Origin of the sequence: Erwinia sp. HR93, from assembly GCF_034555055.1 — a bacterium.
Lineage (GTDB): Bacteria > Pseudomonadota > Gammaproteobacteria > Enterobacterales > Enterobacteriaceae > Apirhabdus > Apirhabdus apintestini.
Genome location: NZ_JAXUDP010000001.1, coordinates 2,814,626 through 2,839,480, shown reverse-complemented (window position 1 = coordinate 2,839,480; position 24,855 = coordinate 2,814,626). Strand labels below are relative to the sequence as shown.

General features: G+C 49.1%; 24 protein-coding genes and 1 pseudogene. 7 read left to right on the top strand and 18 right to left on the bottom strand.

Going from position 1 to position 24,855, the window contains the following annotated elements; genetic code table 11:
• Positions 1 to 2 precede the first annotated feature (2 nt).
• Both tssC and tssB read right to left on the bottom strand, forming a co-directional pair.
• On the bottom strand, positions 3 to 1,550 hold the full coding sequence (tssC, locus tag SFA31_RS13325; protein ID WP_322838417.1) for a type VI secretion system contractile sheath large subunit: 1,548 nt from the start codon (positions 1,548 to 1,550) through the stop codon (positions 3 to 5).
• Positions 1,551 to 1,581: 31 nt separating this feature from the next.
• Positions 1,582 to 2,079 carry a type VI secretion system contractile sheath small subunit gene (tssB, locus tag SFA31_RS13320; RefSeq protein WP_322838416.1) on the bottom strand — a complete coding sequence of 166 codons (498 nt, stop codon included), beginning with the start codon at positions 2,077 to 2,079 and terminating at the stop codon, positions 1,582 to 1,584.
• Between the two features lie 445 nt (positions 2,080 to 2,524).
• Here tssB and SFA31_RS13315 point away from each other — a divergent pair, with 445 nt between their 5' ends.
• Positions 2,525 to 3,154 carry a hypothetical protein gene (locus SFA31_RS13315; protein ID WP_322838415.1) on the top strand — a complete coding sequence of 210 codons (630 nt, stop codon included), beginning with the start codon at positions 2,525 to 2,527 and terminating at the stop codon, positions 3,152 to 3,154.
• A 585-nt stretch (positions 3,155 to 3,739) separates the two neighbouring features.
• Positions 3,740 to 3,907, top strand: a complete 168-nt coding sequence (locus SFA31_RS13310) for a hypothetical protein (RefSeq protein ID WP_322838414.1) — start codon at positions 3,740 to 3,742, stop codon at positions 3,905 to 3,907.
• A gap of 1,294 nt (positions 3,908 to 5,201) precedes the next feature.
• Here SFA31_RS13310 and SFA31_RS13305 read toward each other — a convergent pair.
• Positions 5,202 to 6,215 (bottom strand): LacI family DNA-binding transcriptional regulator, encoded by a 1,014-nt coding sequence (locus SFA31_RS13305; protein ID WP_322839367.1) that lies wholly within the window; start codon positions 6,213 to 6,215, stop codon positions 5,202 to 5,204.
• A 183-nt stretch (positions 6,216 to 6,398) separates the two neighbouring features.
• Between SFA31_RS13305 and SFA31_RS13300 the strand changes: the two genes are divergently transcribed.
• The 4 genes and pseudogenes from SFA31_RS13300 to SFA31_RS13285 form a co-directional block, all read left to right on the top strand.
• Positions 6,399 to 7,487, top strand: a complete 1,089-nt coding sequence (locus SFA31_RS13300; protein WP_322839366.1) for a cellulase family glycosylhydrolase — start codon at positions 6,399 to 6,401, stop codon at positions 7,485 to 7,487.
• A 45-nt stretch (positions 7,488 to 7,532) separates the two neighbouring features.
• Complete coding sequence (locus SFA31_RS13295; protein WP_322838413.1) at positions 7,533 to 8,927, top strand: MFS transporter; 1,395 nt, start codon at positions 7,533 to 7,535, stop codon at positions 8,925 to 8,927.
• Positions 8,928 to 9,085: 158 nt separating this feature from the next.
• Entirely contained in the window at positions 9,086 to 10,426 is a 1,341-nt protein-coding gene (locus SFA31_RS13290; protein WP_322838412.1) for a carbohydrate porin, read from the top strand.
• Positions 10,427 to 10,707: 281 nt separating this feature from the next.
• Positions 10,708 to 10,863, top strand: a pseudogene (locus SFA31_RS13285) (IS630 family transposase); the annotation flags it as partial.
• Positions 10,864 to 11,168: 305 nt separating this feature from the next.
• On the opposite strand, the gene SFA31_RS13280 reads toward SFA31_RS13285, so the two are convergent.
• A complete protein-coding gene (locus SFA31_RS13280) occupies positions 11,169 to 11,312 on the bottom strand; it encodes a hypothetical protein (RefSeq protein ID WP_322838411.1) in 144 nt (47 codons plus the stop codon).
• Positions 11,313 to 11,863: 551 nt separating this feature from the next.
• On the opposite strand from SFA31_RS13280, the gene SFA31_RS19095 reads away from it, so the two are divergent.
• Positions 11,864 to 12,298, top strand: coding sequence for a DUF987 family protein (locus SFA31_RS19095; RefSeq protein ID WP_416208330.1), 435 nt, complete (start codon positions 11,864 to 11,866; stop codon positions 12,296 to 12,298).
• On the opposite strand, the gene SFA31_RS13270 is transcribed toward SFA31_RS19095, so the two are convergent.
• The 14 genes from SFA31_RS13270 to SFA31_RS13205 form a co-directional block, all read right to left on the bottom strand.
• The gene (locus SFA31_RS13270) at positions 12,262 to 14,166 is read right to left on the bottom strand and encodes an acyltransferase family protein (RefSeq protein WP_322838410.1); all 1,905 of its coding nucleotides are present in this window, start codon (positions 14,164 to 14,166) and stop codon (positions 12,262 to 12,264) included. The genes SFA31_RS19095 and SFA31_RS13270 overlap by 37 nt on opposite strands.
• A gap of 72 nt (positions 14,167 to 14,238) precedes the next feature.
• The gene (locus SFA31_RS13265; protein ID WP_322838409.1) at positions 14,239 to 14,670 is read right to left on the bottom strand and encodes a tail fiber assembly protein; all 432 of its coding nucleotides are present in this window, start codon (positions 14,668 to 14,670) and stop codon (positions 14,239 to 14,241) included.
• A 2-nt stretch (positions 14,671 to 14,672) separates the two neighbouring features.
• The gene (locus SFA31_RS13260; RefSeq protein ID WP_322838408.1) at positions 14,673 to 16,028 is read right to left on the bottom strand and encodes a pyocin knob domain-containing protein; all 1,356 of its coding nucleotides are present in this window, start codon (positions 16,026 to 16,028) and stop codon (positions 14,673 to 14,675) included.
• A 2-nt stretch (positions 16,029 to 16,030) separates the two neighbouring features.
• Positions 16,031 to 16,609, bottom strand: coding sequence for a DUF2612 domain-containing protein (locus tag SFA31_RS13255; RefSeq protein ID WP_322838407.1), 579 nt, complete (start codon positions 16,607 to 16,609; stop codon positions 16,031 to 16,033).
• Positions 16,606 to 17,769: a baseplate J/gp47 family protein gene (locus SFA31_RS13250; protein WP_322838406.1), complete on the bottom strand. Its 1,164-nt coding sequence runs from the start codon at positions 17,767 to 17,769 to the stop codon at positions 16,606 to 16,608. Before SFA31_RS13250 ends, SFA31_RS13255 begins: the two co-directional genes overlap by 4 nt.
• Positions 17,769 to 18,116, bottom strand: coding sequence for a hypothetical protein (locus SFA31_RS13245; RefSeq protein WP_322838405.1), 348 nt, complete (start codon positions 18,114 to 18,116; stop codon positions 17,769 to 17,771). Before SFA31_RS13245 ends, SFA31_RS13250 begins: the two co-directional genes overlap by 1 nt.
• Positions 18,113 to 18,838, bottom strand: a complete 726-nt coding sequence (locus SFA31_RS13240; RefSeq protein WP_322838404.1) for a Gp138 family membrane-puncturing spike protein — start codon at positions 18,836 to 18,838, stop codon at positions 18,113 to 18,115. The genes SFA31_RS13245 and SFA31_RS13240 overlap by 4 nt, the downstream gene beginning before the upstream one ends.
• Entirely contained in the window at positions 18,835 to 19,716 is an 882-nt protein-coding gene (locus tag SFA31_RS13235; protein ID WP_322838403.1) for a phage protein, read from the bottom strand. The genes SFA31_RS13240 and SFA31_RS13235 overlap by 4 nt, the downstream gene beginning before the upstream one ends.
• Positions 19,706 to 20,032, bottom strand: coding sequence for a phage baseplate plug family protein (locus tag SFA31_RS13230; protein ID WP_322838402.1), 327 nt, complete (start codon positions 20,030 to 20,032; stop codon positions 19,706 to 19,708). The genes SFA31_RS13235 and SFA31_RS13230 overlap by 11 nt, the downstream gene beginning before the upstream one ends.
• Before the next feature lie 2 nt (positions 20,033 to 20,034).
• Positions 20,035 to 20,811 (bottom strand): phage baseplate protein, encoded by a 777-nt coding sequence (locus SFA31_RS13225; RefSeq protein WP_322838401.1) that lies wholly within the window; start codon positions 20,809 to 20,811, stop codon positions 20,035 to 20,037.
• The gene (locus SFA31_RS13220) at positions 20,808 to 22,625 is read right to left on the bottom strand and encodes a hypothetical protein (RefSeq protein ID WP_322838400.1); all 1,818 of its coding nucleotides are present in this window, start codon (positions 22,623 to 22,625) and stop codon (positions 20,808 to 20,810) included. The genes SFA31_RS13225 and SFA31_RS13220 overlap by 4 nt, the downstream gene beginning before the upstream one ends.
• Positions 22,626 to 22,759: 134 nt before the next feature.
• Complete coding sequence (locus SFA31_RS13215; protein ID WP_322838399.1) at positions 22,760 to 23,293, bottom strand: phage tail assembly chaperone; 534 nt, start codon at positions 23,291 to 23,293, stop codon at positions 22,760 to 22,762.
• On the bottom strand, positions 23,293 to 23,727 hold the full coding sequence (locus SFA31_RS13210) for a phage protein (protein ID WP_322838398.1): 435 nt from the start codon (positions 23,725 to 23,727) through the stop codon (positions 23,293 to 23,295). The genes SFA31_RS13215 and SFA31_RS13210 overlap by 1 nt, the downstream gene beginning before the upstream one ends.
• 2 nt (positions 23,728 to 23,729) lie before the next feature.
• Positions 23,730 to 24,854: a DUF3383 family protein gene (locus SFA31_RS13205; RefSeq protein ID WP_322838397.1), complete on the bottom strand. Its 1,125-nt coding sequence runs from the start codon at positions 24,852 to 24,854 to the stop codon at positions 23,730 to 23,732.
• Position 24,855 lies beyond the last annotated feature (1 nt).

Sequence of the window (24,855 nt, the reverse complement as noted above, 5' to 3'; positions counted from 1 at the left end):
CCTTAAGACTTAGCTTTTGGCATCTGGGAAACCAGCGATAAATTCACGTCCATACCTTCCACCTGGAAATGCGGTACCGCGTACAGTTTCACGCGGAAGAAGCCCGGGTTGTCCTCGATATCTTCCACCACCACTTTCGCATCGCGCAGCGGGTGCGATGCCTGCAGCTCATCGCCCGGATCGGTCATTTCCGTTACCAGGCTGCGCACCCACGTGTTCAACTCCAGTTCCAGCAGCCGGCGGTCTTTGGTGGTACCGATGTTTTCACGCTGGATAAGCTTCAGGTAGTGCGCAATACGCGACAGCAGGAAGATATACGGCAGGCGCGCGTTGATGCGGCTGTTCGCCGTGGCATCGGCGGTGTCGTACAGCGCCGGTTTTTGCGCCGAGTTGGCAGAGAAGAAACACGCATAATCGCGGTTTTTGTAATAAGACAGCGGGATAAAGCCCAGGTTGGCGAACTCAAATTCGCGGGTTTCCGGGATCATTACCTCTGACGGGATTTTCACCTGGTTGCCGGTGCCTAAATCATACAGATGAATAGGCAGGTCGGTAACCGCGCCCCCGGCCTGCGGGCCGCGGATTTGCACGCACCAGCCGTTATTGATAAAGCTGCGCACCATGTTGGATGCAAAGGCGAAAGAGGCGTTGGTCCACAGGTATTTATCGTGATCCGGGCCTTTCACTTCTTCGACGTAGTTAAAGCTGCGCACCGGCACGGTATCCGGCCCGTACGGCAGGCGCCCTAATACGCGCGGCATGGTCAGCCCGATATAGCGGGAATCATCGCTGTCGCGGAAGGACTTCCACTTAATGTATTCCGCCCGGTCAAAATAGTTGCCAATATCTTTAATCGCCGCAACGTCTTCCATGGTTTCTTTCAGGAAGAATTTCGGACCCACCGCGCCAATGAACGGCATATGCGCCGCAGCCGATACGCGGGAGATATTACGCAGCAGCGCCACGTCCTGCGCAGAGGCATCGAACTCGTAAGCGGAGATAAGCGCGCCAATCGGTTCACCGCCCGGGGTGTCGTATTCCGCCACGTAGGTTTGCAGATACAGCCCGCTCTGGATAGTTTCCGGAGAATCTTCAAAGTCCTGACGCAGGTCTTCTTTAGACAGGTCAAGCACCTCCAGGCGCACGTTCTGACGAAAATCTGTTTTATCAACCAGCGATTTTAGCCCGCGCCACAGAGACTCCACTTTCTGAAACTCTTCGTGATGCATGACCGCATCAAGCTGCCGGCTAATCTGGCGGTCAAGTTCTGCGATATGGCTGTCGAGCAGCGTTTTATCCAGCTTTTCAACTTTACTACCCGATTGCTTCAGGCGCTCCAGAAAGACCTGCATTGCCGCCGTAACGCGCTCGTCCGCCGTAGCATCCGACATCGCCTGGTTATCTTGCCACACCGACAGGTCGCTCAGTTGGCCTACCGGGTTCAGATTGATTTTTTCAAACAGGGAACCGTATACGCCACCCGCTGCCGGGCGCTCCAGTACTACGCCTTCATTTGAGGACGCATTTTCATTCTGCACAGACATCAGCATTTTCTCTCATTAATCCGTTAACACGCCGCCGTTACGCTTTTTCGGGCATTAGGGCAGACAGTTCGTTACGCAGTTCATTACTCAGGGCTGGATCCTTAAGGATGGCTTCCAGCTCTTTGCGAAAAGTAACGTTATCCAGCAGGTTCGATTTCAGATCGCGCAGCAGGTTACGCATGGCAAGCATCGCTTTTAGCTGAGGCATCTGGCGGGCGACCTGTTCCGGCTCAAAATCCTTCATGTCCCGGAATGTCAGGCGGACATTTTCTTCACTACCGTCTGCGGCGAGGGTATTAGGCACAGATAATGTGACAGCCGGTGAAAATTCGGAAAGTACGCTATTAAAGTTGTTTTTATTGACGTTGACTTTATTGCGCTCGGATAATGGCCCGGTTTCCTGGCCATTACTAAAATCTCCCGTCACCAATAATTTCAGCGGTAATTCAACTTTTTTCTTCGCCCCTCCAGTATGTAAATCCAGTTTTATATTTACGCGGGCTTTAGGTATTTCATTCTGGAATGAATCGCTCATGAGCACTCCTTGTGAATAGCGGTCCTGGAAATAAAACAATAGTAATATTCCCGGTGTGATTTTTCCCGCTCAATATAGTATGAAATACTAAAAATAATCAATATAGCAGCCCTTAGAATGGGATAGTCATTCCACAAAAAATATTATTTCGCACTCCGATATAATCCCTTATTTAAACCATTATTTCTGAAAGCTAAATCCATAATTGCACCGCTCAATAATCTGATATTTCAGAATCAATGAAAATATCAGACAAATACACCTTAAATTTAAGGTTATTGACTGTAATCATTGTTCAGCACTATTTGTTACACTCAGCATTAACGACAAACAGCAGGTTTCTCTGAATACATACTTTCTCCAGAGATCGAGACGCCGTATGAGTCATTGGCCTATAAGAAGGCCTTACCGTGTTATCGCAGGATGAACAAGTCAGGCAAATAAAATGTCCAGAACGCCTCATAGAGCCAGAAACCACCGCAGCGCATGGACAGCAAAAGAGCTGCACTATGTAGAAATGCATTATGGCACGCTGCCCACCGCTGATATTGCGTATCGTCTGGGGCGAACGCCAGCAGCCATTAGGCTGGCAGCCGCTAAGCTGGGCTGTAATCACCGGCAAAACCCGGAATGGTCCGCAGAAGAGCTGGCGATTCTGCAGACTCACTATGCCGATGGCGCAGGTATCACACGAATACAGCTTCTCCTTCCCGGGCGCACGCGTAAAACTATTTTTGAAATGGCACGTAAAATGGGTGTTGCCAGTGGGCGAGGCTGGAACGCCGCAGAGCAGCAACTTCTGCAGCAGTGTTATCCGATACAGGGCACCGCTGTCGCAGAGAAGCTGCCGGGTAGGACACCTGAAGCCATCAGGCTGAAGGCGGCAAGCCTGGGTCTAAAATATTGCGGCAACTCCAGGTCATCTTCCCGACGCTGGCGACAGGAAGAATTGACGCTACTTGCCCGAAACCTGGCGCTTCCGTTAGAAGCGCTGGTGCAACTATTCCCCGGGCGTAGCCGGGCGTCTGTCAGAAGAGCCAGAGAGCGATTGAGGAAAAAATCGACCGCATCATAAATAAATCGCAAGAAAAGCTAATGTTCATGCATAGAAATAGTACTTTTCGACGTAAATAATTAGACTATGTTAGTGCCTTACCTGTACTGACAGTATCGGGAAAAGCTCAGAACATAAATTACACTGGTTTCCCTGAAATTAAACTCAAACATTTCTCTGCTGTTAAAATAAATAATGATTTACAGATTCATGTAATATTCAAGAGTATTTCATATTCGCCGACGGATTCATTATTTAGGGTTATTAATAGAACATATTTTTTAACAAAAAACCCTCAGACATATATTAAGAACCAGCGCGTTTCATTGCCGACCAATGGGTCTGGATATTTATTACCGCTTCCGTGTTTGTCAGCTTCTCGCACTGTACCCCATAATAATTGCTTATAAAGGCTGTTGCTATTCAGGTAATAGCTAAATTTATTTTAGCAATGAAGCCATAATTTAATATTTATCCATAGATAACGTACTCTCGCCTTATGTGCCCTAGAGACCGTATTATTGCACTCTGCCCGGTAAAATTGATGCCCCGGGGGACTTTTATCCACCTCTTAAACTGCAGTCGGGACTCACCCGGAAGGCTTTCATGGTGCGACAGAGATATCTTTTTAACTCCATCGCCCTTCCCTCTGAAGAGGCATTACGCTACCTGCCATCGGTTTTTAACACTTCTACAATGCTGATTGGCACCGCAAAAATGAAAGGCGAAATACTCTACGAGCAAGGCCGCAAGTACGTGGTTTCTAATTTTTAAATCAGAGCATTATCTGGCTTTACTACACGCCGGAGTGCAGGAAAGAGACGCCGACGGGAGTTTATCAGGCAGGCAATGGCCGGCGTTTATTACATTATTTAGCAACGAATATCATCATATAGCGCGCGGATGTTACAGTAACCGCCGTCGCACGCGTCATGCTTCACAATAAACGCGTTTTTATGGCCGCACGCGCGGGTTTCATACTTTTACTTATTCGCCAGCTCTCTGCAAGCCTTGCTGATGCGGGGCATCGTCCAACGTAAATTGCCCCGCCGTCCGACAAGATACCAGGTATTAAGCAGCCTCTGGAGGCTGACTCAGTGTTGCTCAGGCTACGAGTGGGCGTGTCATGAAGCCGCTAAGTTCACAGACCGTGAAGCGGAATCAGCACTGTGCTTGAGTCAATTTCTAAAGCAGGCATTGCTGGTTGAGGTGCCATAAATACGGGCGATACCGAAGGCGTAAAGCGCGAAATATCAAAAGCGACACATTTTGAATATCTCCGGCACGCTCACTGGGTTTATTCTGCCTGAATGCTAGGAAAGGCTGGTGTCGACCATAAGCAGAATAATAGCCAGCGCAAAGCCAATCCAGTAACCCTCCTGGATAGAAGCCATACATGATCCCGATACGGCGGTATATATGGCGCAACCGCAACAGCTGAAAAGGCGGGAACGGCTATATTCAAATCCATGAATACAACGTACTCTTTCAGCAAATATCCCACGGCGCCACGCCCAATATGGAAAATAAGTATATTCTTCCAGAAGTTAAATCAGTTGCGACGTGGATATAAGCAACAGTATGTAAACATAAATTATAGAACGGGAAAGAATATCATCAGGATAACGACTATCTATAAAAACTATTTTTGGGATCTGATTTATTGGTTATCCAGTCTTACTATTTATTCAGTCGCACAGGCAGAAATAAAAAGTAGGACGCTCGGATGTAATAATCGTGCTGGAAAAACCTAAAGAATGGAATTCCACCGAATATTGCGTTGAGCTTCCATGTAGGAATATCCTCAGCGTTATCACCGTTTTCTCATAGCGATGATTACCGATACCAAAGCTCGTGATCAGTAAACTGAAGATACACCCGCTGCCCATGTTAGAGCGGCGGGGCTGGCACTACATCAATCAGCGAAACGAGGAAAGGGAATGGGTTCTGCGCTTCGTCAGCCCTATGATACAAAAGCGCTGGCCTGGAGGTTAATCCTGAGATCGGCATCACCGAAGCGGGGAGGACCATTGAAGCGATGCGGGTGCTGCTGGCAGAGTGATTGGGATTATCCGTCTTTTCTGCTCGATTGCCGTACTTTCAGTCTTCCTGCCAGCGTTACGTGCGTCGCAGCATCTTCCTGATTATACAGATACTCCACCGCGAGTCGCCCCAGCTCGCTATAGGGAAGTTCAATACTGGTTAGCGAAGGCGTCATTTGTTCGGAAATCTTTTGGTCATCATAGCCGGCTAACAGCATATCCCGGGGAATCTGTACGCCGTGCATCGCCAGCGACTGGTAGCAACCAATGGCAAGCCAATCGCTGGCGCAAAAGATGGCATCCGGGCGCGCCGACATCTGCAGCAGCGATGTCGTAGCGGTAAATGATTCACTGAATTGCCAGTTTGTCTGATAAATCAGGCTATCATCGTAGGCCAATCCTGCCTGTTGTAACGCGTCCTGATAACCAGCCAACCGCTGACGCGAGGCCTCCATCCAGCTTTCGCCGGTAATATGGGCAATGCGCTTAGCCCCACAGTCAATCAGGTGCTTTGTCACCTGGAATGCGTTGCCATAGTCATCAGGTATAAATGATGGCATTAAAGGCTGGCCGGGATCGCTCTGGTTCAGCATGACCAGAGGAATTTGAGTGCACTCCTGGAAAGCGCTCATGTCGACCAGCGTAGTGACCGGAGAAGCGAGAATAATACCTATGCAGTTGCGCCTTTCAAGCTGGCTAATAATATTCAGCGCCAGATCTACATCGTCACCATAGTCATAAACCGTGAGCAGTACTTTATTACGATAGGCCGTTTCACGAGCCTGACTGATAGCATCAATAAACGGATCGTAGCTTTGCAGGGAGCTGATTAATAGCGCCACTTCTTCCTGGTTATTCGGTGCGTGCATTGTAGGCAGGCGGTCATAACCGAGCTCCATCGCGACAGTAATCACCCGCTGGCGGGTCTCTTCACTCAGTTTTATATTACGCGACTGGTTAAGCACCAGCGATACCGTCGCCTGTGATACTCCCGCCTTGCGTGCAATATCATTCATAGTAATTTTATTTTTCCGCTTCATCGCTCCCCCATTACGTGAAAACGCATCATACCCTAACTGCTCGCTGAAGCGCTGCCGATCACGTTTCTTCTTATTAATGGCGCTAACTTTGTGACTCTTATCGCTTTTCTGCACGCTACAGTTTGCTCATTTATATTACAGCTAATATTTATTAGCTAAATATTATAAACATGAGGAAAAATGATGAAACAACGGTGGAGCAGCGCTCAGGTGCAGGCGTGGTATCAGGACCAGGGCTGGCTGTGCGGCTTTAATTACCTGCCGTCAACGGCGGTGAACTGGACCGACATCTGGCAGCAGGAAACTTTTGATGCGCTAACCATTGAACGTGAGCTGGGCTGGGCGGCGGACGCAGGCTATAACACACTGCGCATCAATCTGCCGTTTATCGTTTGGGAACACGATCGGGACGGGCTAATGGCGCGTATCGATCATTTTCTGCGCATTGCCGACAGCCACGGCTTCAGCACTATGTTGACGCTGATGGACGACTGCGGGTTTTCCGGCGATGAGCCCTACCTGGGGCCACAAAAATCACCGGTGCCCGGCAAACATAACAGTCAGGCGGCGGCAAGTCCGGGCCGTGATAACGTCTGCAACCGCGATAGCTGGCCGCGAATTGAACGCTATATTCGCGACGTTATCCGCCAGTTTCGCCACGATAAACGCGTACTGCTGTGGGATCTCTACAACGAACCGGGCAACCGCGGGATTTTTGCCACCGGCACAGAAGAAGTGCTGTATGACGAAAAGCTGGAGACGTTCGCTCATGAGCTAATGGAACTGGCGTTTCGCTGGGCGCGTGAGGAGGATCCCGATCAGCCGCTGACCGTTTGCGCGTGGCGTCTACCTCCGGAAGAAAAAGGGGAGCGCTTCTACCAGCATCCGTTGGATCAAACCGCGCTGGCGCTGTCGGATGTAATCAGCTACCACGCCTATACCAATACCGCTCGCATGACGGCCATTATTCAGCAGCTACAGCAGCTTGGAAGACCAATATTCTGTACCGAATGGTTAGCACGCCACGTGGGCAGCACCATCGAAGAACAGCTACCGCTGATGTATATGGCAAAAGTGGCGCCCTATCAGTGGGGGCTGGTGCGCGGTAAAACCCAGACCTGGCTGCCGTGGCCCGTCCTCATGAAAGAATCGACGGACTACTGCCGCCTTTGGTTCCACGATGTCTTCGAAGAGAATGGTATCCCCTTCTCCCGTAAAGAGATCGATCTTATGCGTAATCTTCGTGAAATTTCCTCGTCCACACGGGCATAACAACAATAACCCGGCACTGCACTGCCGGGTAGTAAGGTGCACACGATGGCAATGACAATGAAAATACCGTCTCGCGAGTTGTGGTCTTATTTTGGATATGGCCTAGGTCAATGTTTTAGTTTTGGTCTAGTTGGCTCATTTATTAACTACTTTTACACTGATGTGCTGGGAATATCGGCGCTGGCAGCAAGTTCTATTTTTTTAATCGCTCGCGCCTGGGATGCAATCCATGATCCTTTCTTTGCCAGTATTATGGATACCATTAATAGCCGACTCGGTAAATTCCGCCACTTTTTACTGATTGCTCCGCTGCTAATTACCGGCGTCACGCTGCTTTCGTTTTATAAAATTGAAGCGGATATGACCACTAAGATTCTCTACGCAGGAGTGACCTATATCCTGTGGGGAACAATGTATGCCATTTCGGATATTCCGTTCTGGTCTATGTCTTCAGTCATGACTAACGACTCAGGTCAGCGCACCCGAGCAGTAACCGCCGCGATGTTAGGCGTTAATGCAGGGATTGCCTGCGCTAATATCTTCTTCCCGAAACTGGCGGCGCATTTCGCCCAGTATAGTAACGATAAAGGCTACTTTATGGCGGCGCTGGTTATGCTTCTGATTGGCCTACCGCTGATGTTAAACGGCTTTATGCAGATTAAAGAACGTGTACCACCAAGCCCGGAAAAGGTAACAATTCGCGATACATTCCATAATCTTCGTCAAAACAAGCCGCTGTTTATTATTTTAACGTCTTTTTTCTTCTGTCTTTTTCATAATGTAGCCGGGGGTTTGAATATTTATTTCTTTATTTACAATATGAAGGACGCTAGCCTGCAAATGGGGATTGGTATCATAGGAATTGTAGCTGCAATCGTATGTCTGATTGTCCCGATGCTGACGCGTAGAATGTATAAAAGAAAGTTATTTATGATTCTGTGTGGATTAGATATCGCGGTACGCATCGTGATGTGGTTTGTCGGATATCAACAGACGGTGCTGCTCTTTATTTTGTTAGGCTTCAGCACGCTGTTTGTGATGATGTCCAATATACTGACGTCATCAATGATTGCCGACACCATCGAATATGCGGAATACCATACTAACAAACGCTGTGCGGCCATTACTTTCTCCGGGCAAACCTTTACCGGGAAAATGTCAGTGGCGGTTGGCGGTGGGTTAATCGGCGTATTTCTGATGGTAATCGATTATGTGCCACAGGCACAGACGCAGAGTAGCAGTGTACTTACTGGCCTGTTCTTTGGTATCTGCCTGCTTCCGGCAATTGGCTCGCTCATTCGCCTTGGCTGTATGTCATTCTTTACCTTTACGGAGGATAAACATGCCGAGATTTGCCGTCTGCTAGCTGAACGCCGAAAGGAGAACCTCCCTACCGGTGATGTTGAAGAAAAATTAGAGAAGCTGGCTACAATAAATTAGTTCTAACTTAATAAATAAAATGGCCATTCGTTAGAATATATTGTCCATTATCATTAATAACGCGCCTATTGCCAGTCATGGGTTATTAATCACATTATCATTATTACTAATTGCATATGACACATTCCCTTTTAATTAAAGAATAAAAAAGGTTTGCGATGAATAAAATATGGATTATTTTTTTCTCGACTCTATTTACCCCTGTATCCAATGCACAAACGCCCTTATCTATTGAGGAACGTCTGGCGCAAATGGAACAGCGACTAAAAGCAACGGAATTGCGTGCAGCGCGCGCGGAAGCGGAAATTCATGAGCTAAAAAAACCGATGATACCACCGACAGCCACTCATGCAGCAGCAACTAAATCCATATTACAGCTTACGGGTGATACGGATTTAAAATTCTACGGCGACATTGAGTTCAATATGGATGGTGCCAGCCGTACGGGCAGTCTTACGTCGATAAAAACCAGCGCTAATAAAGATTGGGCTCCGGGAGATAAAGAACGTTGGGATATTAACGGACGCATTCTTTTAGGCTTTGATGGATTACTTAAAAGTACTAACGGTAAATTTTCAGGATTTAGCGTACAACCACTGGCCGATATGACCGGCAAAATGAATCTTGACGATGCAGCCTTTTTCTTTGGCCAGGAAGACAACTGGAAATTTAAAGTAGGCCGTTTCGAAGCCTATGATATGTTCCCACTTAATCAGGATACATTTATTGAATATTCCGGTAATACAGCAAACGATTTGTACAGTGATGGCTATGGTTATATTTTCATGATGAAAGAGGGACGCGGGCGTAGCAACAGCGGCGGTAACTTTCTGCTCAGTAAAACTTTCGACAACTGGTATTTCGAGGTAAATACGCTCGTCGAGGACGGCAGCTCGCTATTTGTTGACCAGAAATATCATGGCAATGCGCTAGATAATCGCAAAAATATAGTGTATGTGCGCCCGGTAGCAGCCTGGCTGTCAGGAGCGTGGTCTGTCGCTACGGCGCTGGAAAGTAATCTCATCAATAATGCCTATGGTTATCAGAATCAAAATGGCCGCTGGATCGATCAATCCAAGCGTACCGGCTATGGCATGACGCTAAGCTGGAATACGCTAAAAGCAGATAATCAAGATGGCGCAGTAGTGAATATAAGCGCAGCATATCTGGATGCGGCGGATGAAAAAGACTTCAGCGCCGGTATCAACGCGCTATGGCACCGCGTAGAACTTGGCTATATATATGCCCATAACAACATCGACCAATTTAATATGGCTAACGTCAGCGCAGAATGTAGTGGCGACTGCACGGTGCTGGCGCCAGGCAACTATGATATCCATACCATTCACTCATCCTGGCAGTTACCAAACATTATGGCTATGCCGAACTTTAATATTTATCTTGGAGCCTACGCATCGTGGCTGAATTCGTCATCCACGAAAACCGGCAATACCGACGAGCGCTACGGTGCACGGGTACGTTTTAAGTATTTCTTCTAACGGCGATATGAAGCATGGAGCAGGCATTTTAACAATGAAGTTGTATCGGGTATAAGCCCTTTTTCATCCTAATGGCACCTGCACGTCTATAGCCCGGTTCCCGCTATCAGGTGCTATCAAATATTTCGAATAATTCCAGAAAATATTGTCTCCGTGAATTACCCCGCGTCCTTTATCAGGCGGCGGGATTTTATTTTTCACGCTGAGAGTCTTGTATGAATAACTCTCATGAACTTCAGGCAATTAAATAACTACCGGATCGCTTCCACCACGCTTCACCAGCTTATTCTCAGTTCAGGATAATTTATCAGCCGGTTTACTCACCGTGGATAAATTGCATTGAGCGGTGATGGCAGGCGCTTTATAACACCGTAACGCGTAATCATCGGGGCCGTTCAATGTGGCAACTGCTGAGGAATATTTGTCCTTTTATGTAGCCGACGAACCCATTTTCTGGAGCAAACATAGGATTGAAAAGTGTAGCGGTATCAGGAGCAGCTATAGTTGGGCTGATCCCAACTATCTCGCCAGACTGAAATCACTGCCGCCATATCGCCTGGTACACAAAGATTAAAGTTCTGGCCGAAATACTTTGCCACCATCCGACAATGGATATGACTGGAGCCCCCGCATCGTTGGCTGGATGGACCGCCTATGCCTGGGCTTCTGATATTTTTATGCCCGCAGCAACGCCAGCGCATTTATAGCGCCAGCGGCAAATGATATCAGTCATGATAGATAGTCACTGTTGAATGCCATAAATGACAGCGGTGCCAATATAAGCAGCAAAAACGCCAATATTGCTATTTGTCCGCTGGTCGACAACCGCCAAGTCTGCCGCATTAAATGTGATGCTATAACCGACTGCGGGAGTATGCTGAGCCATTCCCAACCGCCACATCACTATGCGCCTCATCGATTAGACGCCGGAAATGGATGCACTCACACCAGTCATCAGCATAGCGTTAGATTTATCCCCACCCCCATACCATCCCCTGAAATACCGCCCTACGCACGGAAGAGTATTCAACGTGCACTGGGGGTTATTTGAAAGCGATTGCGGGAGCCGGGCGCTGCGATTATATCCGTCAGCAGCTCACGGGACTGGCTGCGCGTAAAAACGATTGGGCTAATGTGAGAGATATTCCCGGTGGCGTGGCCGGATAGCCGGCACCGGCGACTGGCCAACGACCGGCAGTTTTAGCACCGTTCAGATACATCCTCGCAAAGTGGTTAAGGTTACCCTGAAACACAATGTTGCAGCAGCCCACAGTGGCGCATAACCATCCGTCCGACCACGTACGGGTGATACAAACCGGCATATCACAAAGCCGCTCAGGCTGGCGCTGATAGACATCAGGCGGCCCGAGCATCTGGTTATCGGTAGAATGGATATACCTTATTTGCTGAACGCGGCTGGTTACCGGAACAGGCTGCATGATAATTATCAGTAAACGCCAGACCATAGCGATATACCGACAGCGCTCTGAGTCCAGGCTATTTTGCTTCTGTACCGGAAAGTATATGAAAAGAAAAACCCCAGCTAATTCGATTAGCTGGGGTTTATGTTTGGCGGAAGCGCAGAGATTCGAACTCTGGGAGGGTTTCCCCTCGCCGGTTTTCAAGACCGAAGAAAAACACCAACATATCAATGAGTTAGCGTTTTTATTTGGTATATTGATCGCATTTTCACCGCCGATAAATCAATATGTTAGGCAGTATCCGCAAGATAGTATACCAACACTTTTATCGACTTCTGGCATGAGCGTTAATATCGATACGCGGCACCGCCACCACTCCATATCCAAGGCGCGAGCCATAAGGCCCGCAACAATTCAGTTACTAAATGGATTCGTGTGTGACTTAAGATAGGATTTGGCTAAAATTCTGGCTCCTTGCTCAGTGATATGATCTGTATCCAAGTACAAGATTTGTCCATCCAAAGCCACTTTACACTCTTCTGCAGCGCATATAACTTCATTAGGATCGATAATTTTTACCCCCTGCTTATTGCTTAAATTATCTAATCTATAATTAATTCCAGATTTTAAAGTAGTGACTATCTGTTCAACTTTACCGCCATGAGATAACGAGTATATTGCCCTCTTTAATATGGAGTCTTCAATCGCATTGGGTCTTCCTATTACATAAACCTGAATTCCTGACCTTATAAAATCTCGCACAGTATCTTCGAGTGCTGTTTCTGTCTGAAAATAAGGGTAATGATTCCCCCAGCTTCCAGCCAGTATCACAAAATCAAACCCCTTAGCCTTATTTAACCGCTGTAAATTATACTCCAATTTCTGCGGTGTTCTTTGATCGTATGATTGGGCAAAGCTCTTAACGGAATAAACAGGAGGAAGACCAGAAGATGCACTACCATAGACTGTAACATCCGCATCATTAGCTAAAATGTTGACAAACCCCATGTAATGCCCTGCCATAGAGTCGCCAATTAACATTCCTTTCCGTGCTCCATTTTTAGCACCCAAGACACAAAACCCATCGGGATCAAGTCTGTATGAGTTGAAGCATTTTTTATAAACTGAATTTGGAACGTTATCTGGTTTAAAATAAGATTTAGCATCAGGAAATCTATCTTCGAATCCTTTGTTTTTTGGAACTACATATCCAAAAACAACTGATGCGATCACCATGGGAAGCAGAACAAACCCAACTGTGCTTTGTATGCTATTCTTAACCCCACGCTGAATTGGCTTTTCCACAAAAGTATAAGTAACCATTGCCATCACCACGGTTATAAGAATTATAAACAGTGAAACATCCGTTGTCTTCTCATAGCCTCTGTAATTAACAAACGCTATAATTGGCCAATGCCAAAGATACATTGGATATGATATTTTACCAATGTACACAAATGGCCTCGAAGAAATGAATGCGTTACCATGCGCCAACCTACCATCCTTTCCCGTCATAATGAACAATGCGGTCAGCAAGCAAGGAATTAGAGCCATAAAGCCAGGAAAGGAGTTACTTTTACCAATTAAAAACCCAGTACATAAAAGCCCTACCAGAGAAGCAACTGAAATAAAATTCATTGCCTTACAAGGTAACGAGGGAGAGGTCCCCCCACAAAGCAATGCCAGCAAACATCCTATCAGTAGTTCAAAGACCCTGCTACCCAATGAATAATAAGACGATACCGGCCACTCACAAATCAAATAGGAAGAATAAATGCAAGAGATTATTGCAAAAAAAGAAATCAAGACAATAACGCTATTTATCTTAGCCCTCAACAATTTGAAAGAAACAAAAAGAAGCAAAGGCCAGATGATATAAAACTGCTCTTCTACGGCAAGTGACCACGTATGCAAAAGAGGAGCCTGCTCCATCAGTTGTGAAAAATAGTCAGATCCATGCTTGATAAAGAACAAGTTTCCTATCGATAGAGATGTATATTTTACACTCTTAGAAAAAGAAGATAAATCATCGGGAAATAGAATAAAAAAGGATGTTATACTTGTAACAAGTATAACAACAAAGAGAGCGGGGACTATCCTTTTTATACGACGGGCATAAAAAACAGAAAAAGAAAATACCCCCCTATCAAAATCACTTCTAATTATTGATGTTATCAAATATCCAGATATAACAAAAAATATATCTACACCTATAAAACCACCACTAACAAGTTTAAAGCCAACGTGATAAAAAATCACCAACATAACAGCTATGGCTCTAAGCCCATCGATATCTGGTCTATATTTTATCGCACCCATTTATTATCGCCGGTTTGTTTATTGTACACGCATCTTAAATGATGCGTGTAGTATGCCACAATCCAGTATGGGTTACACTCCCGGCAAAGTAGGCCACTCAATATCTGGGGCTTTACTTGTATCCACACGGTTCAGCAATACCCGGTATTTTTTCCAGGTCATCAGCAACGCAGTTTCTTCGTCTGTGGCAATGTCGAGATCTACGGCATCCTGTAGCGGTGCAATAGCCATCGCTGCCGCCACCAGCAGGGACGATTTTTTAGATTCAGCACTCGCTATCAATTCATCCTGTGTGAGTGCTGGCTGGTCCCCCCACGCCGGTAGCCCATCGTCCCCCGTTACCATGATTTTTCCTGGCGGCGCCGGATTGGCGCCAAATTCCTGGTAGATTTCGTCACTAACAGGTTTGGCATCATCAGGCCACATCCCGGTATCATTGTAATCGTCAAAAAGTGACTCAGGGAATAATAGGTTTTTTGATGCGCTGTAGTAGTACTGTTCCATAATTAATATCCTGTAGCCTCAAAATAAACGCCACTTATGCCGTGATTATCCCAGTTAGCACATGCTGCAACACGCATTTGTGAGTTGCTGATGGCTTTACCATACGCAGAAATTATTTCTGCGGATGAGTTAGCGGCCTGAGAAATCGGCGTCACATTCATTGATGCGCAAGCGCCCGGAAATGGAATGGGAAAGTTTGCTGTAACAATGGCATTGTCCGTGACATTAACTATTCCCCACTGTCTGATAATTCCTGTTGACGAATCTTTATGCCAGCCGTTGATAGCTTTTGAGGCAGTATTTTTTAAGTTATAACGCCCATCAAATGTATTAAAACTGGTTGGATTCAAATCCCCCTGTACACGAATAGTCGCGGTTGATGATCCCCCGTTAATTCGGACACTTCCGTCATCCAGAATCTGGACACTGGTTCCACCAACATAATTCGATAGCGCAACTCCTGTATTACCTGTGCGCCCGACATTCCAGTCGCTGGAGCCACTAAGGTTTCGTCCCAGAATATAAGAGACTCTGCCTGTGGCGACTGGCTTCAGTACCAGTCCGGCATCGTTATTATTTATTGTCAATAACCCGGTCATGGTGTCACCGTTTTTCGCTACTGCTCCGGTGTCTTCTGCCGTGGGTTTGTTTGCCGTATCATATTGTTTCGCCCATTCTGACCAGACACCACCGTATAACGCCCTGATATAACTTCTGGAGTTGCCATAAAGTCGATATATCTGGGTAATACCAGCATGTTTATAGATTTCCAGAGAACCCGCCTGCGCCTCGGGATAATTCTTTCCTGTCTGCGCCTGCGAGTTCTGTGGCTGGTAATACAACCCCGGCGTGGTATAGATGTTCAGGTCAGCAGCATTTCCAATTCCAACCGCCTGCTTGTTAAAAATATCCTGTGACGTGACATTAACATCAGCGTTAAGGGGATGACCGTTTACCTTTGTGCTCTGGAATACATAACGCCCATCAAGATTCTCGACAGGAAATAATGGCGTCCAGTTACCATCATTTTTATTTGGTTCGGCACTGGTTTCTCTTGCTGCCCTGTAGACAACATTATCATGAATCACCACCGCTTTCTGCGGCCAGGTTCCTGCTTCCCATTCAGGAATAGCGTTCTGTAACAGCCATAAAATAGACTCGTCAGTACGTTGTTGTACGCGGTTGAACCACTCCATAGGTGGGATGCCATTAGTCGGTTCAGTCACAGAACTTCCCGTTGCATCCTGCCCATCGACAGTGACCCCCCAACCACGAGAGAGCGCCGGAAACTCCTGCACCTCCCCCTCTTTAGCTCCAGATGCAAAAACTTCACCATCAGGACGTTTACCTGTCGCCATGATTAAACCTCATTTTCTACAAACGTGTATTTCATGCCGGAAGAGCGCGGTAGCACGTCAAGCTCTTTCGCACAGAATAAAATGAACGGATCAGCATCCGTCGTAGTAACTTCCCAGTGACAGGGCCCAATTATTTCGATGCTGTACCGGTTGCGGCCAAATAGCTGTTCGCAGGCCTGCTCTACGCTATCCAGCGTGCAAAGGGAGAAATTTTTGATACAGCGCGCCCTGATTACGGCTCTTAATTCAGAATCGGTTAGCGTTGCGGTTGAGGCTATGGCATCGCCTTGTCTGTACCAGGGCGATCCCCCCGTTCCGCCACGCTGAAAACCCTCAGTAGGGCTTTTGTCCAGGAATGCGAAAAACTCCCTGGCCACCGCACCGGTCAGCACCCGGCTCTGCCCTACGATTTTCCCGATAACGTCCAGGCTAATACCCGTGGCAGTCTCTATGTTCAGCATCCCTGCAACAGAAAGCGCCCCATCTCTGGAGCGCTTCATGTCATCTTCAAGTGCCTGTATCGTTGCCCTGGCGCGGGGCCGCGTGGCGTACTGACTAATCAGTAAATCGGTATAATTCACGCACTGGCTCCCTCTTCGATAATCTGAATGTCGATATCGGTTTCCTGAAAGCGCGCTTTTTCACGAGGGCCGATCGTCACGGCCAGCGTTTCCCCGGGGGTGTCCCCCTTCCGCGACAGCAGAATTTCGCGGACATAAACGCCAGAAACCGCATTCACGGCCTCAGATACATCGGAGGTATAGACGTATTCCCCGGTCGAGAACTCCATGCCGGTTACGGCCTCTTTTATTTTTTCCTCGTCAACATACGTGAAGCTGGCCCGGCGCCCGACTTTAATCACTGCCGCTATATCGACATACTGAGGCCTGTCAAATCGCATGGTGGCTGTTTTACCGCTGCGGCGCGTTACGTCAACCTCAATATCTCCCTGCAATCCCGTTCCCGGCCAGTTGTTGTAAATGGCCTGGGCGATTTCAGCGTTATCCCCACCCTCGACGATGTAATTTACTGTGTGTGCCGGCACGCCGTTATCGTCCGTGGTATCCGTTTCGTTCTCCAGCGCGGTAGCATCAGTCACGCCGGTAATTCCCGCGATATCTGCCAGGGTGCCATCGACACAGTTCGACGAAGCGCGGGAACGGGATTTATAGAAGCGGGCCAGCAGTTCGGGATCAGTTTCTTCATTCTCGCCAGGCGTGGCGGCCAGCGTCGTTTCTGCCCGACTCCATCCCGCAATAACCGTGACGATATCCAGCTTAACGCCAGCATCAACGCTGAATTGCCCCGCATCAGAAGAACGAAAATCACTGTAGGCTGTCCCGTCCTCCCCCAGCGTAACGTTAGCCTGTAAAATCCACTGATTACCGGTTCCATCTTTCACTATCGATCCCGAGGGGATCACCGTTCCCGCCGTACCGGTCAGCAGCGCATCTTCGATAACTGAGTACGAAGGCCCTTTGCGCGTCAGGCCTGCGAAAGCCACCTTTTGTTCAAGCCAGGTGCCGGTGGCGTTGTCGGGGTCGTTGGCCTGGTAAACCAGTTCAATGACGTTTTCCACATCCGCCCGCATTTGCGCAAAAATACCTATAATCTGCCCGTCGGGATCGTCCGGGTCTGTCAGAATATCGTCGCCGTAGATGCTCTTAAATTTTGTCACCAGGCCGGAAAAAATATCATCGAGCCTGTCGGCCACGTAGCCGGTGCTTGTTACGCTGCCCATTAAATTTCCACCTCGCCGCTGTTGCCGTAGATATCAGTGAATGTGGCATAAACCGTCAATCTTCTGGTTTTAGGATCAAACTGCGGAGAAAATTCCGTGAGCGTTTTAACGCCGTCAGTCTGAAGTATGCAGGTACGAATCTGCGCTTCCAGTTTCAGTCTGGTACCACGCCGCGCTATGTTGTCAAACCAGTCCAGACCGTGATCCAGATTCAGGAACCAGTCATTTTTAAACGACAGCAGTCGCGTTTTTATTTTCTGCCGGACGCACTCCGAACGGGTTGCATAGGACTCGCGCCCGCGGCCAAAGGTCCAGTCGCCAGCCGCATCTAATCGCCGGGTTCTCATGGTTTAGCCCCCGATGTGTTTCCACCCTGGCTGTCAACGTGATGGTGGGATTTAGATCCGATTCCGTCCACTGTCAGATCGCCGCCGGTAATCTCTGCGGAGCCTGAAATTTTCACCGCTGCCCCTTCTCCCCCCTGGGCCGTCACGCCGCCGTTGCAGGTTGTTAGCCCCTGCACCGTTGCCGTGTTCAGAAATTCGGTCTGGCAATGTACTGTCAGTTTTGCGCCATCAATATCAACATTGCCGCCATTGTCTATTGAGACATAGCCCGAGCCGCTTAACTGCCGCATCACCACGGCATCGGTACGAAATGAACCGATAGCGCGGGCAATACTGGACACCCCCGGAAGAAAAAAGGCATCGCTCAGATCGTGCTGGCGGTGGTCATCGGCCTGGCTGACCTGGCCGGATGAAAACCAGCCATCGATACAGCGATCGGAAAAAACAGCCAGGCCTTCATCGCCAGCGGCCACGGGGAATGTGAATGCGAAACCTCCCCCCCGGGGAAACTTCACTGGCACATCAGCCAGGGGCGGCATTTTCAACGCAGCACCATCGGCGCCAGTACCGGCGATAGCGGGCTGCAACGTCACTGTCTGTCGTTCTGCGTTGAATTCGGTCACGATGGCTGGCAAAGCCACGCGAATCTGCGATGAAAGATCGCCCCCGGCCTGAGCCATTACGCTATCGAAAGAGGCCGTATCACGGTTAAGAATACTCATTCGCTCTTTTCCTCCTTCTTACCTTTTTTCTTCAGCTTTTTAGCCTGCTTAAATTTCCCGTTCACAACGGTTAACCGGGATTCCCAGCGGGATGAATGAGTGTCGCCCTGGGACTGAACAGCAACTACTTTGTAATCGCCGTTGTAGTCGTCCACGATGGATTCGATGCGAACCAGAGAACCCACGACAATTTCCGGCCGCAGCAGGCAGGAAACCTCAAGCCCTCGATCGGTCGGTTTGGGGCTGCCGAGCATCCCACTCGACTCGTTCAATAGCACTCCCTCACCCGGCAGGCAGTAATCCGGGTGCAAAATATGCAGTTCACCATTCTGGATCATCCAATCAGCGCCGTGATGGTCAGCTACCTGGCTCAGTACGTGCCGCGCTGGCCCATAGCAGACCCTGGCACGCTTGTACGTCACATCAGAAGGTAATCCCACGTTACCCGGCGTTACGCTGTCCATAGTGCCGCTACAGTGAGATATCAGATCACTGTGGGTGCTACCTGCGGCCAGCGTTACGTTGATAAATGCATCCCGGTACGCCGTCGCGCCGTCGTCACACGTTAATTCCAGAATAAAATCCAGCCCCTCACGGATCACTGATGGTTTCGTAATCTGGCCCGCATAGAGCACACGGCAGTTTTCAAGCGAACCATAGCCAACGGCCAGCGACACCTGCTTAAACTCTCCTGACGTTACCTGGCGGCGATGCGAGGGGTTCAGATTCCAGACGCGGATAGTGGCTTTATTGGGGGTTTTATCGTGGGTGTGAGAGATATTAAACGAGACATGCGCGTTGTTTATCTGAACGGATTCTTTGCTGTTCCCAATCACCAGAACATATTGCCGCCCATACTGCTGAATATTATTGTTCATCGCTCCTGTCCATCACGTACAGCAGGCAGCGCCCGCCCAGGTCATTTCCGCCATAGGGGTTCAGGTTCAGGCTGCTACTGTCATAGAGATAAAACCAGAACGGGAGCCGGGTACGTTTTAAAACCGGCACACCGGCCACCAGGGCATACCCACGAATTAATTCTTCGCTGGTATTCGCGTTATAAATATCAATGAACCACTGGCCGCCGGTGGCGACAGGGTTATACCGGAGATCGAGCTGATATTTTGTATCCCCGACGGTAAATTTCATCGTCTGGGATGGTTCACTTCCAATAAAAAGCTGATAAGGCGTCATAGCTAAAGCCCCAGAGATTCCAGCTGGCTGTTTAGTTTATCGTTGGCCTTCAAATCTATTTTTTCAGGCTGAACCGTTCCCTTATCGACGGCTTTTGCCGCCTGCTTCGCCGTTCTTCCGGCACTCTTCCCGGTAGACGGGACTTTTAACCCACTGGCAGTTTGTGTCGTCGTAATAAAAATTTCCCGGCATTTCAGGCTGAACTCCGCCGAACCGCTGCGGCTGAATCTCACATCCACATTCAAAATCAGGCACTGCTCATACGTCGCCGTCTGGGTTGTGATTGTGATGGGAACGGCGGACTGTTGCATACTGCGCAACGCCGCTAACGCATCGGCCACGCGCTGATCGCTTGTTGCAAGGTCTGTCGCATCGTTATTCGCCAGCGACGGCAGCCATTGCGCCAGGGCACGCTGCCCACTGACGCCCCCAACCAAAGAGCTGGCCGCTGAGGCAACCTGATCCAGCGCCCTGTTCGCCAAGCTAACGGCCTGAGAAGTCATATTTTTAAGCCCGGGAATCGGAACGTTGTCGATGAAGCCAGGTTCACGGATATAATTTTCCTCGGCAAGCTGATTAAACAACGAGTCCGCCGGATTAAAATCAACCATGATTCCGGTTACTTCGAACGGTCTGGGCATTAAAACGGCGTGGTCGGAAATTTGCGATCCGGACTCGACGGGGTTATCCGTCACTTTTAGTTCCGAATGATGGTTTTCTTCTGTTACAACATCGAAAACAAACGTACCAACTTTTGTCGTTACCGCTACATCACTCATGGCCGCATCCCCGCAGGTAAACCAAAATTCAGCATTGTGGAGCCCAGCGCGTCACCGGATTTGCTTGCTTCTTTTGCCAGAGCGTTGGAAAACTCCTTCGGATCATTGGCCTGGACGACCATACTGTTAATGCTGATTGAATTCGTTTCTGTCCGGTTCTGCTGCACCCGATTATTAACTGTCTGGCCGCCAGGAGCGGCAAGCTTGGGCGCTCCCCCATGAATCAACATCGGCTCGATCAGTTGCTTATACTCATCAGGAGAGCTTTTACTGATATAGGCGAGAAGCTGCCCACGATCTAAATCAGGTCTGGCGTCATGCGCCTTTTGAATAAGCTGAGCACGTTGCTGATCCTGTCGGTGCGACTCGCGATTTTTTCGGGCCGCTGCATCCTCATATTCACCTTCACTCATGCCGTATTCTTTTTGCAGCGTCCCCAGATGTTTTTGCTGGTCGTCGGAAAGTCCGCCGGGGAGGTAACTCAACATTTTTAAAATGCCGATTTGTGCTTTTGCGCCCAGCCAGTCGAGCATTGCGCCAAACCGCGCCATAGCATCGCTGATATACAGGAAAAAGCGGTCAACCCACCCTGTGGTAAATCCATCCTTAAATTTTTTCCACTGCGTAATGAGTACAGCGATTGCAGCAATGGCAGCGGTAATGGCTATCGGGATTAGTGCTATTGGGGCAAGAACGGCATCCATCAGCAGGCCCAGCGCCGTTACCGTCTCTTCGCCAGCGGCCACCAGCGACAGGGCTACGGCAACTTCACGCAGATATCGGCCAAGCGAGATGACCAGCCCAATGATGGTTTGCCATTTGCTGATCACAAACATAGAACCCAGAATAAAAGCAATGCTGTTTGCGCTTCCCATCCATTTTGCAAACCACTCCACAACCTGAGCAGTAAGCCGGATCCCCTCCCCCAGAAGTTTTACTATCATGGTTAGCATCTGGCTCACGGTAGATAGCAAAATTTTTGCATCGGGGGATTTTGTAAAACTTTCCCACTCATCGAGCAGCCGTGATAATTCTTCTTCAAGTGCAGCGAATACATGATTATCCATAATATCCTTCTGGAACATCATCCAGTCGCTACTCCAGCGAGCAACCAGCCCCGTCATCGTCTTGCTATGCGCATTCATGGTGCCGTCAAAGCGTTCCCGCATAATCTGCATAAACTGATCTGTCGCTTTTTCTGCGTTATTAAAATCCAGCTCGACTTCGACTTTCTCTCCCTTTCGGTTTACGTATGAACCTTCATAAACCCTGTTTTTTCCCGAGCCGTGTAGATTAATCAGCGGCGAAAGCACGCCGCCCGCGTTATAACGCCCCTCGATCAGTTCGGCCAGACCCTGCGGGATCATCTTTCCAACTTCCGGCATAGCCGACATAGCATCTCCCAGGGCTTTTAGTGCCCCGGCGGTCGGCTCTATGCCATTATTTTTTAGCGCCATAAAAGTTTCTTTGGCGGCCTCGAATCCCATAACCGGGTTATCCCTGGAAAACTGCAGCAGCCACCGGAAACGCTCTTCACCCTCCGCCGCTGTGGTATACATCGACTCAAGAGTGATCTTCGTATCCTCCATTTCCTTCGCGGTATGGACAAACTCGGCACCCAGTTCCTTTGCCATCTCTGCCCCTTTTTCAAAAGCGGACGACAGCAAATTCGCAGCGGTGATAGTTTTAAGAAGTGATCCCCGGGTACTTTCTCCATGATCTCCGATTTGCTGTAGCTGTTCATCGAATGCCTGGCCGCCACGGAGATCAGCCTGAAATCCAAGCGCATAGAGAAATTCATCAATTAAGGCCATAACTTTATTCCAGCTAAGGTTAGCCCCGGTCATAAACCGGGGTTATTCTTCATCCAAATCAGCCTGGCGAGCTTCATCAAACTCACCGATCGCGTCATGCAGAGCCAGCAAATCACTCAGCGTGTAGACGGTTTTCAGTTCGGTGAACGTGGCGAATCGTCGGACGACGGGTGTCCAGATGAGCCAGTCTGTGCCGGTTCCGTCTCCATCCCGGATAATGGGACTTCCCCCACCGCCTCCCGCGCCTTGTTCAGGAATTCCAGCACTGCCCCCATCCCCGGAAACAAACTTCCCAGCGTGGCGCGGATACCAGTAAAAAAATCCTCAAACTGATACAGAGCCCCCTCCACCAGCAACTGCGGGAGGTGTGCCCGCCAGGTATTGAAATGGGTTTCGGCCTGGTCCACCAGCTTAAACGGCATCGCGCCATCCGCTTTTACAACGGTGCTTTCCAGAACCATACGCTGAAGCTCCGCCAGTTCCTTACCGTCCATGACGGAGAACGCCAGCGCGATAGCCGTTGCCATCGAGCCATCGCCGCCGTTCATCATCTTACTGCGGCCAATGGCCCCCAGCATTTTCTGGAGATTGGCCCACCCCTGCACCGCGTTTACCGGCGTCATCACGTATTCCACCCCGTCGAGGGTGATAATTTTTCTGGATTCCATCAGTTATCAATCCCCGGCATCAGATTCATCGAGCCCGTTTCAAACGCGATAGTAAACACGTTCGCGTTATGCTGGGCGCCACGTGTGTACGCAGGCAACGCGGTAAAGAAGCCTCGCGAGCCTGTCGCCACATCGGCGTTCATCAGGTCGGTAATAATCAACGCCATTGGTGTGAAAGATTTCAAATCCTTTCGCTGTAGCGCCCGCTGCTGGCTCAGCCAGGCATTATCCGGGTGATGCTGTAACAGCCTGATCGTCAGAATCGTGGATTCGTTCGGGTTGGCAACAAATACCCCTGCGCCGTGGGCGCCGATAGCGTATTCCCCTGCGTCATTCGCATATTTGTAATCAATGGCGTTATTTTCGGAAGTAAAGCCGGTGATCACGCGCTCATTCAACATGAGGTGAACCTGTTTGATATCAAAACGTGACACGATTAACGCTCCGTATTTACTGTGATCTGCACCGAATGAATAGCACCAGCCAGAATCGCGCAGACTGTGATCGGCGGGCACTTACGATTTTTTTTATCGTCGGCTGACAGGGATGAAACCGGTTCGGCATAGATGTAATAGCCGTTTTCCAGGTAATCGCCGGTGGCAACCTCTCCGACTGCACCACCGGCCCATTCTCCGGGGCCGACCAGGCCATTATTCACGGCCAAGCGCATAACCTTATCGATATAGCCGCACACGGTAGCCACACCGGCATCGGAAAGCGGGATTTTTGGCAGAATTGCCAGCGCGTTAAACACGTTGGTCTGGATTTTATTCTGGAGCCAGTCCAGGCCGATTACCTCATCAGCCCAGTAAACCTGTCCCAGCATCCAGCCCTCGGCCAGCATCGACTTCGTACCGTAATCCGTGTAGTAGTTGATCCCCAGCGCATCGAGTTTCGCCGCAATCGACGAGGTAACACTGGTATCAGAGGTCACGCCAGGCAGGGATTTAAATTTCAGGGTGATCATGGAATTCTGCGCGCTGAAATTAATAGAGCACAGCAGCGCAGCGACAGACACCACACTTTGCACGGCTGGCGCTATTTTCGTACTGTCGGCCAGGACCAGAGTACGGTAATACTGCGTTTCGGCCAGCGTCTTAAACGACTCCAGCGCTTCGTCGCTGATATCGTTCAGCGTGATAGCCTGGATTTTCCCGGACGCCTGAATCCATGAACAGGCATCTTCAAGGTCCATACTGTCGAGCGATACCCCGACAGGCACGCCGCAGTACCATCCAGACCATTCGGCATTCAGGGTTTCATAGGCATCAGCCAGGGGGATCGGATCACCACTGGTGTCCGTGTCCCAGCGAGCAACGTACAAATATTGTGGGCGTGAAGTCTGCTGGAAAAAAATCTCGGCGGTTCCCGTCAGCGTATCCGACACTTCAGGAAAATCCGCCTGAAATGCCTTCAGAGAGCCGTACTTTCGGTACGTATCCCCGCCCAGCCTTTCCGATTCCGTTGTGAATAAAACCACCGTGCCAAAATCCGCAGCGGAAACCACATCCGCGGGCGGATTCACAATCACGGAAATAACGTCACTGATATTCAGGGACATG